Source organism: Microbispora cellulosiformans (assembly GCF_008728085.1).
GTDB classification, from domain to species: Bacteria; Actinomycetota; Actinomycetes; order Streptosporangiales; family Streptosporangiaceae; genus Microbispora; species Microbispora amethystogenes.
In genome coordinates, this window is record NZ_VYTZ01000008.1 from 1 (window position 1) to 14,827 (window position 14,827).

The window sequence follows — 14,827 nt, forward strand, 5'->3', positions numbered from 1 at the left end:
CGGTCGACCCCTGCAACCTGCAGCTGCTCTACCAGGGCCGCAGCCCCAGCTCCGACGGCGTCGACTACGGTCTCCTGCCCTACCGCCCGGGCCTGCTCACCCTGCAGCGCTAAGGCATGACACAGGTGCCATCCGTACGTCCTGACGTCCGGCGGACCTGAAACGGCGGGCTCGGCTTCACGCCGAGCCCGCCTCAGTCTGTCCTGGTCCCGCCTCGCTCAGCGGCGGGCGAGTGTCAGTCGTCGAACTCGAAACCGTCCGCCTTGGCGGCGGCCACGAGCCGCCGTACGCGGTCGGCGTCGGTCGCTGTGGCGGCCATCCGGGTGCCGAGTTCCTCCAGCGCGCCGCGGTCCTTTCCGTACGCGCAGAACATGTCGCCTTCGGGGTCGTACGAGAACCGGCCTTCCAGGGCGGGAGCCTCGGTGCGAACGAGCACCTGCGCGACGCCTTCCCAGAAGTACCCGTTCGGCTCATGGCCGAGATCTTCGATCACGTCGTCGACCTGAGTGGTTCCCGCGTCCAGCAACAGGGAGTATTCGCCCGAGGTCGGCTCGATCAGCCTCAATGGATGCACCGGCGCATGCTGCCACTGTCGACCCCCAGCCGCAAAGGGCTCCAGACCCGCTGGGGCCGCCGCCGGGACTACTCGGCGTAGGGCTGGTCCTGTCCCTGGGCGCTGTAACCGAGGCTCCAGATGTAGCCGTCGGGGTCGGCGAAGGTGCCGCCGTACCCGCCCCACGGCAGCGCGCCGGCGGGCTTGAGGATCGTGGCGCCGGCCTTCTCGGCCTCCGCCATGATCTCGTCGACCCGTGCCTCGCTGCGGACGACGTAGGTGAGGACGAGCCCGCCGAAGCCGCTGCCGTCCCGGCTCGTTCCGACCATGTCGGCCAGGCCGTCACGGCCGTAGAAGCCGACGGGCGAAGCTCCGTCCGACTCGAAGAACACCGAGACGCCGAAGTCGTTCTTGATCTTCCAGCCGAGCCCCTCGGTGTAGAACCGCTTGGCCCGGTCCATGTCACGGACAGCGAGGAGGATCGAGCTGACGTGCGCTTTCATGCCTTTGCTCCTTCGTGCTTCAGGGGTCGTGCGACCTGAAGGACACGCTACGAGCGGCTCCGTCTGCGGCGCTTCTCGATTCGTGACCGATGTCAGGGGAGCCGGCTTCACCATCTGATTGCGGCCGCCACCGGCAGGTGGTCGCTGCCGGTGGCCGGCAGCACCCACGAGCTCTTCGGCTCCACGCCGCGGATCAGGATGTGGTCGATCCGCACCAGCGGGAACCTCGCCGGCCAGCTGAAGCCGAAGCCGTCCCCGGCCGCGTCCTGGGCCGAGCGCAGCCGCGAGGTGATGCCGGCGAACACGCGGTCGTCCATGCTGCCGTTCAGGTCGCCGAGCAGCACCACCCGCTCGTTTCGCTCGGCGGCGACGGCGCTGCCCAGCGCCCGCGCGCCTCTGTCCCGCTGATCCGTCGAGAAGCCCGCCCTGGGATTCACCCGTACGGACCCCAGGTGGGCCACGTACACCGCCAGCGGACCCCGGCCCGTGGCCACCGTGGTACGCAGCGCGCGGTCGTAGGTCATCTTGGCGTCGGCCGCTATGGTGTCCGCCAGCGGCCCCGCGTCCATTTCGATGTCGACCGGCTTCGTGTCCGACAGCGGCAGCCTGCTCCACAGCCCGACCGTGCCCTTCACCGTGTGGTACGGGTACGCTTTCGCCAGTTCCTTCTCGTACGTGCCCCGGGCCTGTGGGGTCAGCTCCACCAGGGCCAGCACGTCCGCCCCGAAGGCGGCCAGATCGCGGGCGGTGCGGGCAGGGTCGGGATTGCCGGCGCCGACGTTGTGGCAGGCCACGGTGAGGTAGCCGCCCGGGTGGGACCCGTCGCCGAGCAGCCCGCCGAAGAGGTTCAGCCACACCATGACCGGCAGCAGCAGCGCGGCCACGGCGGAGGCGGAGCGGCGCAGCAGCGCCCCGGCCAGCAGCACCGGGATGAACAGGCCGAACCACGGCAGGAAGGTCTCCACCAGGCTGCCCAGGTTCCCGATCCGGTTCGGGATCTGCGCGTGCAGCAGCATGAACAGGCCCAGCAGCAGCGCCAGCGTCGTGAGCACCGGGCCGCGCTTCCAGGGGCCCGGCCGGGAGGCGGCGCGAATCACCCGGCGGACGCGCCCGCGCCGGGTCCCGGAGCCGATATCCCGGCGGCCCTGTCCGGTCTCCGCCGTGTCCACCAATGTCATCGTCTGTCCTCGCTCTGCAGGTCACTGGCCGCATCCCCGGGTCCTGGGTGGGGCCGGCATGCATGCGCGGACAAGGCTTCGGCCGGTTCATCTCGCCTGCTTGTCGAGGGCGACACCGATTCCAGTTCTTCGGGTCCCGTCCACTGTCGGCCGGCGGTGTCCCCGGCTCATCCGCGCCGTGTCATGGTTGTGTCACGGTCCCCGCCGACGGTGGCCGCCAGGCCGTCACCGCTTGTCCAGGAAAGCCCTGATGCGCTCGGTCGCCTCGCCGGCACAGATGTCGAGGACGAAGTGGCCGCCGTCGAGCAGGTGCACCTGCACCTTCGGGAGGTCGGCCCGGTAGTTGTCGGCCTCCCGCACCTGGAACGACTGGTCGTGGCGCGCCATGGCCGAGGCCGTCGACCACCAGGGTGCGGTAGAGCACCATGTGATTCAGGACGCTGTCCGCCGGGCGGGTCGCCCCGCCGCCGTGATCTGGTCGTGCAGGTCCTTGAGGGCGGCGATGTAGATCTCCGAGAAGGTGGGGAACGGCTGGATGGTGTCGCGCAGCACGTCGAGGGGGATCCGGGCGCGAATGGCCACGGTCGCCTGCTGCAGCCACTCGCCCGCCTCGGGCCCGAGCGCGTACGCGCCCGTGAGCACGCGGCCGTCGCTGAGCAGCGTCAGGAATCCGTTGGCTTCGGCGTACGCACGGGTGTACGTGGCGGTCCTGGCCACTTCGGAGATCGGGACGGTGGCGCTGAACCGCGCCTGGACCTCGCCGACCGACGCGGCGTGCGGGTCGGTGTAGACGACGCGGGGCACGGCCGTGTAGTCGGCCTCGCGGGGTGTGCCCAGGATGTTGTCGGCGACGACGTCGCCCTGATACTTGCCGACGTGCGTGAGCATCCACAGGCCGGTGGCGTCGCCGACGACCCAGAGGTTCTCGGCGGCGCGCAGGTGGCGATCGACGGGGATGCCGTGGGCGTCGGCGCTCACGCCGACCGTCTCCAGACCGATGTCGTGCGCGCGTGGGCGCCGCCCGGCGGCGACGAGCAGTTTGTCGCCGCGCAGCTCCTGACCGTCGTCGAGGGTGAGGACGTAGTCCTCGCCGTCGTGCCGGGCGCCGACGGCCTGCGGGCCGAGCACGAGCTCGATGCCGTCGCGGCGCAGGACCTCGCCGAGTGCCTCGCCCAGTGGTGCGGGTTCGTGTGGCAGCACGTGGCGGCTCCGCGCGGTCAGGACCACCTCGCCGCCCAGCCGCCGTACCGCCTGGGCCAGCTCCACGCCGACGGGACCGCCACCGAGTACGACGAGCATCCGCGGGACCGCCTTCAGGCCGGTCGCCTCGCGGTTGGTCCAGATGCCCGTCAGCTCCCGCAGGCCCGGCACGGGCGGGATGACGGGGGAGGAGCCGGTGGCGATGACGACGTGCTCGGCGGTGTGCCGGGCCCCGTTCACCTCCACGACACCCGGTCCGGCGAGCCGGCCGCTGCCGCGCAGCAGCTTGATGCCGTTGGTGGCCAGCCACCGTTCCTGGCCCGCGTCGGAGTAGCCGGACACCATGAAATCCCGCCAGGCCAGGGCCCGCTCGACGTCGACCTCGGCGGTGGCCTCCGCCTCTCGTGCGCCGTGCACGGCCTCGCCGGGGCGCAACAGCGTCTTGGACGGGATGCAGGCCCAGTACGAGCACTCCCCGCCGACCAGTTCCCGCTCCACCAGTGCGACGCGCAACCCGCCCTCGGCCAGAGCGCCGGCACAGTGCTCCCCGGGCGAGCCGCCGCCGATCACGATGACGTCATAGTCGGTGTTCATCTCTGCGTCTCCTGCTCGTGTGATGATCCTCGGGCGGCGCCGGGGAGGTCGCTGACCGACCTCCCCGGCACAGGCCCGCGTGAGCTGTCACCAGTTCTGATCGGCGGCGCGAACCAACATCTCGTTGACGGCCACTCGCCGGTCTCGCGTGACGATGTAGCCGATGGCGTCCGCGACGTCCTCCGGCCGCAGCGCTTCGATACCGTTGAGCCGCTGGCGGGCCGCGTCCCGGGTGGTGTCGCTGAGGTGGTCCCATAGCTCGGTGTCCACTGCACCGGGCTGCACCACGCTGACCCGGACGCCTTCGCCGCGCAGCTCCTGGCGAAGCGATTCGGTGAAGGCGTTCAGGCCGGATTTGGTCAGGCTGTAGACGCTGCTTTCGGGCCGGGCGACGCGCCCGGCCGCCGAGCTGACGTTCACCAGATCCGCGACCTGCCGTGGGGAGGTCGACGCCGCGTAGATCAGGTGCGGTACGGCGGTGTGCGTGACGTGCAACAACGCCGCCACGTTGAGCGAGATCATCCGATCCCACTCCTCGATAGTGGTGTGCAGAGCCGTGTCGAGGAGCATAATGCCGGCGTTGTTGACCAGGATGTCCAGTCGGCCGTACCAGTCGAGCGTGTTCTGCACCGCCGCATCGGCGCATTCGGGATCGGTGATGTCGGCCGTGACGGCGACTGCCCGACCGCCCAGCTTCGCGATGTCGGCCGCGACCTGGTCGAGGCGGTCGCGGCGGCGGGCGACCAAGGCGACCGCCGCGCCCTCGCGGGCGAGGCGGCGCGCGGTCGCGGCGCCGATGCCACTGCTGGCGCCGGTGACGAGCGCGACGGCTCCGTTCAGCGGATGATCGGGCATGGCCCGGCTCCTGTACCAACGGAGACATCGGTACGCCGTAAGCGGCGGCGCCGGGGTCGGTCCGCATGCTGTCGACGGCCGACGCGGTAGTCGGCCTCGGTCACGACGGCAGCTCGATTCCGGCCTGCTCGCGCACCATGTAGTCGGCATACCAGTCCGGCCACTCCGGGTCTTCGGCACCGGTGCGCGCCTCGTGCTCGCCGTGCGCGGCCGCGGCGCGGCGCAGCGCCGCCGCGAGGTCCGAGGCCGAGGTGAACGTGGTGACGGACGGGTCCAGCCGTCCCGGGAGCCGGGTGGTGACCTCCTGCAGCACCCAGCCGTTGCCGTCGGGGTCGCTGAACGACAGGAACGAGCCGTAGCTTCCGCGCTGCGGATCAGCGCCGGGCACCCGGGCGTCGGTCCCGGCGTGGTGGAAGACGCCGCCGGCGTCGTGGAACACCTCGCTCGGGTCGGCACCGAGCCGCTTGAGCTCGTCGTACGCGGCGGTGATGTCGTCGACGACCAGGTGCAGGCCCTGAGCGGAACCAGGGGCCTGGGACGTGACCGACGTGCCGAAGATGACCGACGCAGGTGAGCCCGGCGGGGTCACCTGCACCACCCTGAAGTCCTCGCCGGTGGCGATGTCGGCATCCAGCCGCCAGCCCAGCCCCTTGTAGAACTCCTTGGCCCGGTCGACGTCCGCGACCGGTACCACGACCACTTCGAGTTTCATGTCCATGACCTGCGCCCTCCTGCGCTCGCACCCAAGGTCGACACGACGAGAGTCGCGCAGCGGGCTACTGGCGGACACCAGGGAGTTCCACTGGTGGGCCAGGGCCAGGGGGTCACCCGTGCCTGGGGCGCCGGGGCTCGTGCAGGTCAGGGGCCACCGGCACGGGCTCGCGACATCGACCCTGGCGGTGGGAAGGCCAGGGTGTTCCACGGGCGCGCGAGACGCCGCGATTCCCCGATCTTTTGTGGAGGGAATTTCCGCCACCGAAAGGACACATGGTGAACAGAACCGTCTCGCGACCGGCGATATGCATCTCGTTGGCCCTCTTGTGTTTGGGCACCCTACCGCCGGCGAACGCCGCGTCAACCGGCCCGTCGCGCGAAACCATCGCCTCCACGACCGCACCGGTGCCGGGAGGATACGAATCGTGGGACGCCCTGTGGAAGGCCCAGAAAGATCTGGTGGGCCAAGCCGATGAAATCCGAAAGGTCGCGCGGCGCGGCGCCCGCTTCGTGCCCGGCTATGCCGACATCACCCTCGACAACGAGCATCGCCGGGTCGACCTGTACTGGAAGGGCGAGCCGCCTGCCGACGTTCGCGCGGCCGTGGCGTCGGCGAAGGTCCGCGTGCAGCTGCACACCGCTGCGTACGACTTCAACGAACTTCAGACCGCGGCGCGAGCGGTGATGGGAGGAAGATTCACCGCGACATCGCTCTCGAACGGCCGGGCGCTCGACACGCGGGACATCGTCGAGGTCGGCCCCTCCGCGGGCGGCTCCGGCCTCACCATCACCCACTTCGATCCGTCCACGACGAGGGACGCGTCGAGTGCGACGATCGAGGTGAGCGCGGGCGGCGTCAGCGTACGGGCGAACGTCGTCGGCACCGCTGAGCGGCCCAGTACGACCAACTACTTCCGGCAGGCCGTGCCGGTCCGCGGCGGCCGGGTCTTCATCGCCAACAGCTCGCTGTGCTCGACCGCGTTCGTCGTACAGGACCCGGCCGGAGCCCTGCGAACCCTGACCGCCGCTCACTGCGTTCGCAAGGGGCAGTACGTCGACACCTACAACGGCCAGGCGTTCGGCGTCGCGAACAACTCGAACTCGATCCAGGACGTCGCCATCTTCGACAACTCAAGGTATTACACCGGTGTCACCTACACCCGACAGGTCGAGCAGGGCGCCGGCATGGACACGGACGACCGAGTGACCGCTGCGCTGACCACAGGTGCCTACCAACCGTACGTCGGGCAGTGGATCTGCATCAGCCCAGGGCTTTCGGGTGGTTCGTGCGGAATCCAGATCACCGCGAGCGGAGTCTGGTACGAGGACCCGAGTGCCGGTCGGACGATCGGGCCGGTCTTCAAGGGCTGGAGCAACACCGAGAACGTCGTGGGCAGCGGAGACAGCGGAGGTCCTGTCTTCGACAGCATCTCGCCAGAGCTCCACATCACGGCACTGGGCGTGATCTCGGGTCGATACGGGGCCACGTCGACGCAGTGCAAGTCCTACGCGAACGGCAGATCGTGCAGTCACGGCGTTTTATTCGTCGGTATCGAGGACGCGTACCGCGCGCTCGGCATCCGCGTCTGGTGACATTCCACTGATGCGTGCCGACATGCGCGCCGGCCGCAGCGGCCGGGATGCGGCAACGGGCATAGTGCGCCTCCTCCGGAAGTTGCTTTCGGACATCGATGTACTCTTCGACAACTGGCAAAAGCAACGTGACCTGGTCATTTCCGGGTGACGGAGGAGGCGGGAGCCCCATGTCACACCAGACCGAGGCGGACAGGGTGCTGCGTTCGCTGGGCGGGGCGTGCATCGAGCACGATCCGGATGTGCTGCGATCCGTGCTGGACCGGGTCGGTGACAAGTGGAGCCTGATCCTCATCGGGCTGCTCGGCAAGGGGCCGATGCGCTTCACCGAGTTGCTGCGGACGGCGCCCGGCATCTCCCGCCGCATGCTGACGCTGACCCTGCGCAGCCTGGAGCGTGACGGGCTCGTCAAACGCCTGATCTATCCGGAGATCCCGCCCCGGGTCGAGTACGAGGTCACCCCGTTCGGACGCAGCCTGTCCGAGCCTGTCCTGGCGCTCACCCGGTGGGCGGCCGACAACCAGGAGACGATCCGCACCAACCGCCGCGCCTTCGACGAGGCGGCCGGCCTCGATATCGACGATCTCGACTGAGACCTCGTCGGTCCACTTCATGTGACCTCGGTTCAATTGAAGTTACCGATCACCGGCGTGTACCCAGGTATGCGGAAGTCGCTCAGGCGGCCTGTTCCAGGCCGTCGGTGCACGTACGGGAGCTGATCGGTATGTCCGGCATGCCGGGACAGTCGCATGTTGCCCGCGGAGGGCACGGTCGAGGCGGCCGACCTCTCCCGTCACCCCTGCGGAGTTGAAGGGACCCTGAAATGATCCGTATCGGCATCATCCTCGGCAGCACCCGCCCCGGTCGCAACGGCGAGCAGGTGGCGCGGTGGGTGCTGGAGCACGCATCCCGGCGCACGGACGCCGTATTCGAGCTGGTGGACCTGCTGGACCACCCGCTCCCGCATCTGGACGAGCCCATGCCGCCGGCCTATGGGCAGTACAAGAACGAGCACACCAAGGCGTGGGCCGCCAAGATCGCCTCTTTCGACGGCTTCGTCATGGTCACGCCCGAATACAACCACTCCACCTCGGGTGTGCTGAAGAACGCCATCGACTATCTGTACGCCGAGTGGAACCACAAGGCCTTCGGCATCGTGTCCTACGGGAGCGTCGGCGGTGCCCGGGCCGCGGAGCATCTGCGGCTGATCGCCGGCGAGCTCAAGCTCGCCGACGTGCGCACCAACGTGGCCCTGTCCCTGTTCACCGACTTCCACGACTTCAGCAAGCTCGCAGCCGGTGAGCGCCAGGTGGCGGCCCTCACGACCATGCTCGACGAGGTCGTCGCCTGGAGCCGTGCCCTGGCCCCGCTGCGCCAGGCGGCCTGACCCGAGCCGGCCGGGGCCGCCCCGCACGGCCCCGGCCGGCGAGGCGGCCCCCGCGCCCCACAACTCACCTTGCGAGCAGGAGGAACCATGACCGTCGGCAGGATCGAACACCCACGCTTCGAGCTGGGGCTCAACTCGTTCGGGGAGGTGGCGACGGACGGCGGGCGCGTGCTCGACGACGCCGAGACCGTGCGCCTGCTCGTGGAGGAGGCCCGGCTGGCCGAGGCGGTGGGGCTGGACGTCTTCAGCGTGGGAGAGCACTACCGGGAGGGGCACAACGACTCCGCGACCCCGGTGCTGCTCGCCGCCATCGCCACCGCCACCCGGCGCATCGGGCTCGGCACGTCCGTGACCGTGTTGAGCACGAACGACCCGGTCCGGCTGTACCAGGAGTTCTCCACCCTCGACGCGGTGTCCGGCGGCCGGGCCCGGATCGTGCTGGGCCGCGCCTCCGCGACGGAGTCGTTCCCGCTGTTCGGTTACGACCTGGCCGACTACGAGCGGCTGTTCGAGGAGAAACTCGACCTCTTCCTGCGGCTCGAACGCGAGGAACAGGTGACCTGGTCCGGGACGGTGCGTCCGCCGCTCACGGGGCAGCGGCTGCACCCCCGCATGCGGCCGGGCGGCATCCCCACCTGGATCGGCGTGGGCGGCAGCCCGGACTCCGTGGTGCGCGCCGCCCGTCACGGTCTGCCCCTCATGATGGCCGTCATCGGCGGACGGCCCCAGCGTTTCGCCAGGAACGTCCAGTTGTACCTCACAGCGCTGGAGCGCTTCGGTCATCCCGAGCCGCCGATCGGGCAGCACTCGCTCGGCCTCGTCGCCGACAGCGACGAAGAGGCCGTCGAGACGTGGTGGCGGTACTGGCGGCCCGTCGTCGAGGATCTCGCGGCCGAGCGCGGCTTCTACGCGCCCGATCGGGAGCGGTACGAAGCCGAGGTCGAGAACGGCGCGCTCTTCGTGGGTTCGCCCGAGACGGTCGCCCGCAAGATCGTCAGGGTGGCCCGCGATCTCCGCCTGAGCCGTTTCGATCTCAAGTACGACATCATGCACCTTCCTCGCGACGCCCGTGCGCGCACGATCGAGCTGCTGGGTCGCGAGGTCGCCCCGCGCGTACGCGAGCTGCTCGCGGCCGACACGGTCCACGCGTGACCCATCGACGACTTGGAGCGACCATGAAACCAGGCGACGTCCTTACCATCGGCATCCTCGGCGCCGGCAAGGTCGGCACCGTTCTGGCCCGCCTCGCTGTGGCGGCCGGCTACCGCGTCCTGATAGCGGGCTCCGGGGAGGCCGCGCGCATCTCTCTCATCGTCGAGGTCGTCACGCCCGGAGCGGCCGCGGTGACCGCGGTGGAGGCCGCGTCCGGGGCGGATGTCGTGGTGCTGGCCCTGCCCCTCGGCAAACATCGCAACGTTCCCGCCGAAGCGCTGCGGGGCAAGCTGGTGCTCGACGCGATGAACTACTGGCAGGACGTGGACGGGGTCCGGGGCGACCTCACCGACCCGCGCACATCCTCCAGCGAGATCGTCCAGGCGTTCCTGCCGCACGCGCGGGTCGTCAAGGCCTTCAACCACATGGGCTACCACGACCTGGAAGAGAGCGCCCGTCCCGCCGGCGCTCCGGGCCGCCGCGCGATCGCCGTCGCCGGCGACGACCCGGAGGATGTCGAGGTCGTCGCCTCGATCGTGAACAGGCTCGGCTTCGAGCCGGTGATCGCCGGCCCGCTCGCGGAGGGCGTCCGCATGGAGCCGGGCACGGAGCCGTTCGGCGCGAACGTGGACGCGACCGAGCTGGGCGCCATGCTCGATCGTTTCCCCGAGTCGCGGCGCGGTCGCGAGGTGCTCCGCGCACGAGGCGGAGTGACGTCATCGTCCTGCCCGGCGCTCTGATCCCGCAAGGCAGTGGATGCCCGTCCGGTGGCCCGGTGACGCGGGGGCGTCAGTCCTCAGCGGCGACCCGGGAGACGTGATACTGAAGGATGCGCCAGCCGTTGTCGTCACGCCGCAGGACGAGCGACATGTGCACCTTCGCCTCCCACCCCGTCGGATCGCTGAACGTGACGTCGGCGAAGCCGCCGGCGACTCGCTCACCGACGGTGTAGGTGTGCAGGACGGTCACCTCGGCGCGCCGGTCGTCCGGCACTGCCTCGTAGTACGCCCGTACGGCGTCCTGTCCGGCCACGACCGCTGGCCCGAACCCCTGGAAGAGCGCGTCCTCGGTGAACAGTTCCGCCATCGCGCCGGGCCGGTGGCCGTCGAAGGCGGCCTTCCAGCGGCCGAGGACGTCGTGCATCGGATGGCTCATCGCCTTGCTTTCCTCCTTCGTTCGGTGAGCGGAGTCACGGCTCAGAGGTGAGATGCGAGCCGTCGCAGGATCCGGACGGCGGGTCCGGGGGTGGCATGGTGGTGTCCGGTGCCGGCCCACAGGTTGATCCGCTCCGGATCCCGGGCGGCTGTCGCGGCCCGGCGCAATGGGCTGGTCAGGTGGTGCAGTGCGGGATAGCCGAAGGGCGCGAGATCGCCGTAGCGGTCGATGAATCGGTTGGGCAGGGCCCGTGCGGGCCTGCCGGTGAAGGCCCTGGTGACCACCGTTCCCCGGCTAGCCGCGCCCGCCAGCGCCTCCTTGTGGGCGAGCGACGCCCCCGACTCGTCGGCACGTAGCAGAACGGTGCCGACCATGGCCGCCGCGGCACCGGACCGCAGCGCCTGGACCATGTCGGCGGGGGTGGCCAGCCCGCCCGCACCGATGAGAGGCAGGGACACGCTGCCTGCCACCTCGCCCAGCAACCAGGGGAGCGGCACGTCGGCGGGGGTCCGCCGGGGCGTGAACGTGCCCGAGTGGCCGCCCGCGGCCGAGGCCTGCACGATCAGCATGTCGGCCCCGGCCTCGGCGGCCTGAAGAGCCTCCGCGGGTGAGGTGACGGTCTGGATGACGAGTGTGCCGGCGGCGCGCAGCGACCTGACGACCGCCGGGTGCGGAACGGCGAAGGTGAAGCTGACGACGGGAACCGGACGGGACAGCAACAGCTCGATCTTGTCGGACCAGTGGTCGTCGTCCTCGACGGCCTCCGCGGAGAGGAGGTCGAGGCCGTATGCCCGGCCCTCGGGGGCGATCGCGCGGGCGTAGCGCCGGAACTCCGCCGGATCGACCGGCAGCGGGTTCGGCGCGAAGAGGTTCACCCCGAACGGGACGCCGCCGGCGCGTACCTGGTCGATCTGCTCGGCCAGCGCGCCGGCGTCCTTGTACCCGCCGGCCAGGAAACCCATGCCACCCGCCCGCGCCGCCGCGATGACCAAGGCGGGTGTGCTCGGCCCGCCGGCCATCGGCGCGGCCAGGACTGGGGCGCTCACCCCGAGGGCGGTCAGTGCCGCGTTCACGGGAGTCAGTGCCCTGCGGTCTGGCCGCCGTCGACGGGCAGGATCGCGCCGGTGACGAAGGGGGCGGTCTCCAGGTAGAGCACCGCGTCGGTGATGTCGCCGATCTCGCCCATGCGACCCATCGGATGCAGTGCGGCCAGTGCCTCGTGGTGCTCCTCGGGATGCATGGGAGTCTTGATCGTGCCCAGGGCCACCGCGTTCGCGCGGATGCCGCGGGTGGCGTACTCGATGGCCAGCGCCTTGGTGGCGGCCTGCAGCCCGCCCTTGGACAGTGAGGCCAGCACGGAGGGCACGGCCGAGTTGGGGTGCTCGACCAGGCTGGTCGTTATCTGCACGAGGTGCCCGCCACCCTGCCGCAGCATCTGCTCGATCGCGAGCTGGGTGATGCGGAAGAAGCCGCTGACGTTCACGCCCATCACCGCGTCGTAGTCGTCCTGGGTGAAGTCGGTGAACGGCTTGGCGATGAAGATCCCCGCGTTGTTGACGAGCGTGTCGACGCGGCCGAACCGTTCCACGCCGGCCGCGATGACCTGTTCGGCGGTGGCGCGGTCGGAGATGTCTCCCTGGACGGTCAGGACCTCGGGGTCCTGCGACGGGGCGATGCCGCGTGAGGTGGCGACGACGGCGTAGCCCAGTTTGCGGTAACCGGTGACGAGCCCGGCTCCGATGCCCTGCGACGCGCCGGTGATGACGGCGACCTTCCGGCCCTGGTTGCTCATGCTGGCCCCTTCTCTGATCGCGATGGTTCAGGCGGTCTTGGCGAGACGGTCGGCGTCGATGACGGCGCGCGCGAAGCCCCGCGGATCCTCCTGGGGCACGTTGTGCCCGACATCGAGCACCCGGTGGTCGTAGGCGCCGGTGAACTTGGCGCGGTAGGCCGACCCGTCTCCCGCCGGGGTGAACGGGTCGTACCTGCCGTCGATGGTGATCGTGGGTACGGAGACGGCCGGGGCCCGCTGCAGGACGCGTTCGAGTGCGGTGTACCGGGGCTCGCTCGGCTTCAGGCCCAATCGCCAACGGTAGTTGCCGATGACGATGGAGACGTAGTCGGGGTTGTCGAACGCGGCCGCGGTGCGATCGTAGGTCTCGGTGGAGAAGTCCCACGTCGGGGAGTTGAACTTCCAGACGAACAGGCCGAGGTCGTACCGGTACCGGGTCAGGCCCGCCACGCCCCGCTCGGTGGTGAAGTAGTACTGGTACCACCAGGCGTTCTCCGCCATCGGCGCCAGTGGCTTGAGGTTGGCGGCCAGGTTGGTGATCAGGTAGCCGGTGACCGACACCAGCGCCCTGCACCGGTGCGGCCACAGGGCGGCGATGATGTCGCCGGTCCGCGACCCCCAGTCATAGCCGGCCAGGATGGGCTCGCGGATACGCAGGGCGTCCATCAGGGCGATGACGTCGAGCGCGAAGGCGGCCTGGTCGACATCGCGCGGTGTGTCGGCGGACAGGAAGGTGGTCGTGCCGTAACCCCTGAAATAGGGCACGATCACCCGGTAGCCCGCCGCCGCGAGCAGCGGCGCCACCTCGGCATAGCTGTGGATGTCGTAGGGGAAGCCGTGCATGAGAATCACCGGGCGGCCGTCCGCTGGTCCGGCCTCGACATACCCGACGTTCAACACACCGGCCTTGATCTGTTTCACCGGGCCGAAGGACCCGCTGGTCCCAGCCGCGGTACTGCTCTGAGGTCGTTCGACGCGGCCGAGCTGAGCGAGCGCCGCCGTTCCCGCGGCCATGCTCAGGAAGCGCCGTCGATCCGGCGTGAAGTCCATCAGTGATCTCCTTGGTCGTGTTCGCGGTGTCCGGCCGTTACAGGCGGGATGCCGCCCTCGTGTCGCGCCACGAGGGCGGCATGGTGCGGTGCCTCAGGCCTTGGTGCCGAACGGGCCGAGTGAGTTGAGATCCAGCCGCAGGGACTCCGCCATCGCCCAGGCGTTGGGCAGGGTGAACACGTCCGCGCCGCCGAGGCGGTCCCGCCAGCGCGGGACGAGCTCGTCGGCGGTCCGCGCCGCCACCGCGTCGAGGTAGGCGCGGAAGACGGCCCAGGCGTTGCCGGTGTCGACCGGCGCCATGATCTCGCGGAGATCCACGCTGGACAGGGCGGCTTCGGCGGTCGCGCGCAGGTCGGTCATGTACTCCAGCTGGACTCGTACGTCTTCGGGCGTTCCCGGACGGGTGACGTGGCCGCCGACCAGCAGGTCGAAGTCGTACGCGAGGACCTGGTCGTGCAGCGCGACGTACCCGGGCACGTTCGCCGAAAGCGCCAGGTTGGAGAACGGCACCCAGCCGGGGAAGATGACGTCGACCAGCATCAGCACCCGCTGGTTCGCCAGGTGGATGAGGCTGTTTCCCTCGCTGTGGTTGGGGCCGGGGTAGTCCAGGCGCACGGTGTGGTCACCGGCCTCGATGGTCAGGGTGTCGTCGAAGACCTCCGTGGGCACCGGGCGGTCGGGGTCGCCGAGCGACCTCAGCCGCTGGGCGACGATGCTGTGCCCGTAGCGGGGAACGTCGCCGGGGTAGATCGACATGGCGCCGACGTGGTCGGAGTGCTCGTGACTGTAGATCACGTGCGTGATCGGCCTGCTCGTCACGCGCTTGATCGCGCGCAGGATGTCGTGGCCGAGGGTCGGGGGCGCGTCCACCGCGATGACCCCCTCGTCGTGGACGACGAACATGTTCTGGTACTGGCCGTCGCTGAGCCAGAAGACGCCGTCGGCGATCTCGTCGAGGATGTAGCCGGTGTCGGGGACCTGCGGTCCCTTCGCGATCTCGGGCACCGGGGCGGTCGGAAGCTCCCTGCGTCGTCTCGCTTCCGCGGAGAAGCCAGGCGAACCGGTGACGTGGGTGGTCGTCGGCATGTGGTTCTCCATCCT

Annotated in this window: 18 protein-coding genes; 6 read left to right on the forward strand and 12 right to left on the reverse strand. The window is 70.0% G+C overall.

Annotated features, from left to right (window positions below; genetic code table 11):
• Nucleotides 1–235: 235 nt before the first annotated feature.
• The 7 genes from F5972_RS22530 to F5972_RS22560 all read right to left on the reverse strand — a co-directional run bounded on the left by F5972_RS22530 (nt 236) and on the right by F5972_RS22560 (nt 5,601).
• Nucleotides 236–574, reverse strand: coding sequence for an Imm51 family immunity protein (locus tag F5972_RS22530; RefSeq protein WP_150935600.1), 339 nt, complete (start codon nt 572–574; stop codon nt 236–238).
• Between the two features lie 68 nt (nt 575–642).
• Entirely contained in the window at nt 643–1,056 is a 414-nt protein-coding gene (locus F5972_RS22535; RefSeq protein ID WP_150935602.1) for a VOC family protein, read from the reverse strand.
• A 107-nt stretch (nt 1,057–1,163) separates the two neighbouring features.
• Entirely contained in the window at nt 1,164–2,234 is a 1,071-nt protein-coding gene (locus F5972_RS22540) for an endonuclease/exonuclease/phosphatase family protein (protein WP_150935604.1), read from the reverse strand.
• Between the two features lie 225 nt (nt 2,235–2,459).
• Entirely contained in the window at nt 2,460–2,621 is a 162-nt protein-coding gene (locus tag F5972_RS22545) for a hypothetical protein (RefSeq protein WP_191910269.1), read from the reverse strand.
• Nucleotides 2,622–2,666: 45 nt separating this feature from the next.
• A complete protein-coding gene (locus F5972_RS22550) occupies nt 2,667–4,028 on the reverse strand; it encodes a dihydrolipoyl dehydrogenase family protein (RefSeq protein ID WP_150935606.1) in 1,362 nt (453 codons plus the stop codon).
• Between the two features lie 87 nt (nt 4,029–4,115).
• Nucleotides 4,116–4,883 carry an SDR family NAD(P)-dependent oxidoreductase gene (locus F5972_RS22555; RefSeq protein WP_150935608.1) on the reverse strand — a complete coding sequence of 256 codons (768 nt, stop codon included), beginning with the start codon at nt 4,881–4,883 and terminating at the stop codon, nt 4,116–4,118.
• A 100-nt stretch (nt 4,884–4,983) separates the two neighbouring features.
• Entirely contained in the window at nt 4,984–5,601 is a 618-nt protein-coding gene (locus tag F5972_RS22560; protein ID WP_150935609.1) for a VOC family protein, read from the reverse strand.
• Between the two features lie 269 nt (nt 5,602–5,870).
• Between F5972_RS22560 and F5972_RS22565 the strand changes: the two genes are divergently transcribed.
• From F5972_RS22565 to F5972_RS22585, 6 genes are all read left to right on the forward strand, one after another.
• Complete coding sequence (locus F5972_RS22565) at nt 5,871–7,190, forward strand: chymotrypsin family serine protease (protein WP_150935611.1); 1,320 nt, start codon at nt 5,871–5,873, stop codon at nt 7,188–7,190.
• 10 nt (nt 7,191–7,200) lie between these two features.
• Nucleotides 7,201–7,341: a hypothetical protein gene (locus tag F5972_RS37420; protein ID WP_191910270.1), complete on the forward strand. Its 141-nt coding sequence runs from the start codon at nt 7,201–7,203 to the stop codon at nt 7,339–7,341.
• Nucleotides 7,342–7,360: 19 nt separating this feature from the next.
• The gene (locus F5972_RS22570; protein ID WP_150935613.1) at nt 7,361–7,783 is read left to right on the forward strand and encodes a winged helix-turn-helix transcriptional regulator; all 423 of its coding nucleotides are present in this window, start codon (nt 7,361–7,363) and stop codon (nt 7,781–7,783) included.
• Nucleotides 7,784–8,013: 230 nt separating this feature from the next.
• A complete protein-coding gene (locus tag F5972_RS22575; RefSeq protein ID WP_150935615.1) occupies nt 8,014–8,577 on the forward strand; it encodes an NADPH-dependent FMN reductase in 564 nt (187 codons plus the stop codon).
• 87 nt (nt 8,578–8,664) lie between these two features.
• Entirely contained in the window at nt 8,665–9,729 is a 1,065-nt protein-coding gene (locus tag F5972_RS22580; protein WP_150935617.1) for an LLM class flavin-dependent oxidoreductase, read from the forward strand.
• Between the two features lie 23 nt (nt 9,730–9,752).
• Nucleotides 9,753–10,469, forward strand: coding sequence for an NADPH-dependent F420 reductase (locus F5972_RS22585; RefSeq protein ID WP_150935619.1), 717 nt, complete (start codon nt 9,753–9,755; stop codon nt 10,467–10,469).
• Between the two features lie 49 nt (nt 10,470–10,518).
• Here F5972_RS22585 and F5972_RS22590 read toward each other — a convergent pair whose 3' ends face one another.
• The 5 genes from F5972_RS22590 to F5972_RS22610 form a co-directional block, all read right to left on the reverse strand.
• On the reverse strand, nt 10,519–10,884 hold the full coding sequence (locus F5972_RS22590; protein WP_150935621.1) for an SgcJ/EcaC family oxidoreductase: 366 nt from the start codon (nt 10,882–10,884) through the stop codon (nt 10,519–10,521).
• 41 nt (nt 10,885–10,925) lie between these two features.
• Complete coding sequence (locus F5972_RS22595) at nt 10,926–11,957, reverse strand: NAD(P)H-dependent flavin oxidoreductase (RefSeq protein WP_150935623.1); 1,032 nt, start codon at nt 11,955–11,957, stop codon at nt 10,926–10,928.
• A gap of 5 nt (nt 11,958–11,962) precedes the next feature.
• The gene (locus tag F5972_RS22600; protein ID WP_150935625.1) at nt 11,963–12,676 is read right to left on the reverse strand and encodes an SDR family NAD(P)-dependent oxidoreductase; all 714 of its coding nucleotides are present in this window, start codon (nt 12,674–12,676) and stop codon (nt 11,963–11,965) included.
• Between the two features lie 27 nt (nt 12,677–12,703).
• On the reverse strand, nt 12,704–13,726 hold the full coding sequence (locus F5972_RS22605; protein ID WP_150935627.1) for an alpha/beta fold hydrolase: 1,023 nt from the start codon (nt 13,724–13,726) through the stop codon (nt 12,704–12,706).
• Nucleotides 13,727–13,819: 93 nt separating this feature from the next.
• Nucleotides 13,820–14,812, reverse strand: coding sequence for an MBL fold metallo-hydrolase (locus F5972_RS22610; protein WP_191910271.1), 993 nt, complete (start codon nt 14,810–14,812; stop codon nt 13,820–13,822).
• Nucleotides 14,813–14,827: the final 15 nt, after the last annotated feature.

Bases quoted from the DNA above. Each gene is read 5' to 3' on its own strand.
- F5972_RS22535 (WP_150935602.1), bottom strand. From the start codon at position 1,056: ATGAAAGCGCACGTCAGCTCGATCCTCCTCGCTGTCCGTGACATGGAC.
- F5972_RS22540 (WP_150935604.1), bottom strand. From the start codon at position 2,234: ATGACATTGGTGGACACGGCGGAGACCGGACAGGGCCGCCGGGATATC.
- F5972_RS22545 (WP_191910269.1), bottom strand. From the start codon at position 2,621: ATGGCGCGCCACGACCAGTCGTTCCAGGTGCGGGAGGCCGACAACTAC.
- F5972_RS22550 (WP_150935606.1), bottom strand. From the start codon at position 4,028: ATGAACACCGACTATGACGTCATCGTGATCGGCGGCGGCTCGCCCGGG.
- F5972_RS22555 (WP_150935608.1), bottom strand. From the start codon at position 4,883: ATGCCCGATCATCCGCTGAACGGAGCCGTCGCGCTCGTCACCGGCGCC.
- F5972_RS22560 (WP_150935609.1), bottom strand. From the start codon at position 5,601: ATGGACATGAAACTCGAAGTGGTCGTGGTACCGGTCGCGGACGTCGAC.
- F5972_RS22565 (WP_150935611.1), top strand. From the start codon at position 5,871: ATGGTGAACAGAACCGTCTCGCGACCGGCGATATGCATCTCGTTGGCC.
- F5972_RS37420 (WP_191910270.1), top strand. From the start codon at position 7,201: ATGCGTGCCGACATGCGCGCCGGCCGCAGCGGCCGGGATGCGGCAACG.
- F5972_RS22570 (WP_150935613.1), top strand. From the start codon at position 7,361: ATGTCACACCAGACCGAGGCGGACAGGGTGCTGCGTTCGCTGGGCGGG.
- F5972_RS22575 (WP_150935615.1), top strand. From the start codon at position 8,014: ATGATCCGTATCGGCATCATCCTCGGCAGCACCCGCCCCGGTCGCAAC.
- F5972_RS22580 (WP_150935617.1), top strand. From the start codon at position 8,665: ATGACCGTCGGCAGGATCGAACACCCACGCTTCGAGCTGGGGCTCAAC.
- F5972_RS22585 (WP_150935619.1), top strand. From the start codon at position 9,753: ATGAAACCAGGCGACGTCCTTACCATCGGCATCCTCGGCGCCGGCAAG.
- F5972_RS22590 (WP_150935621.1), bottom strand. From the start codon at position 10,884: ATGAGCCATCCGATGCACGACGTCCTCGGCCGCTGGAAGGCCGCCTTC.
- F5972_RS22600 (WP_150935625.1), bottom strand. From the start codon at position 12,676: ATGAGCAACCAGGGCCGGAAGGTCGCCGTCATCACCGGCGCGTCGCAG.
- F5972_RS22605 (WP_150935627.1), bottom strand. From the start codon at position 13,726: ATGGACTTCACGCCGGATCGACGGCGCTTCCTGAGCATGGCCGCGGGA.
- F5972_RS22610 (WP_191910271.1), bottom strand. From the start codon at position 14,812: ATGCCGACGACCACCCACGTCACCGGTTCGCCTGGCTTCTCCGCGGAA.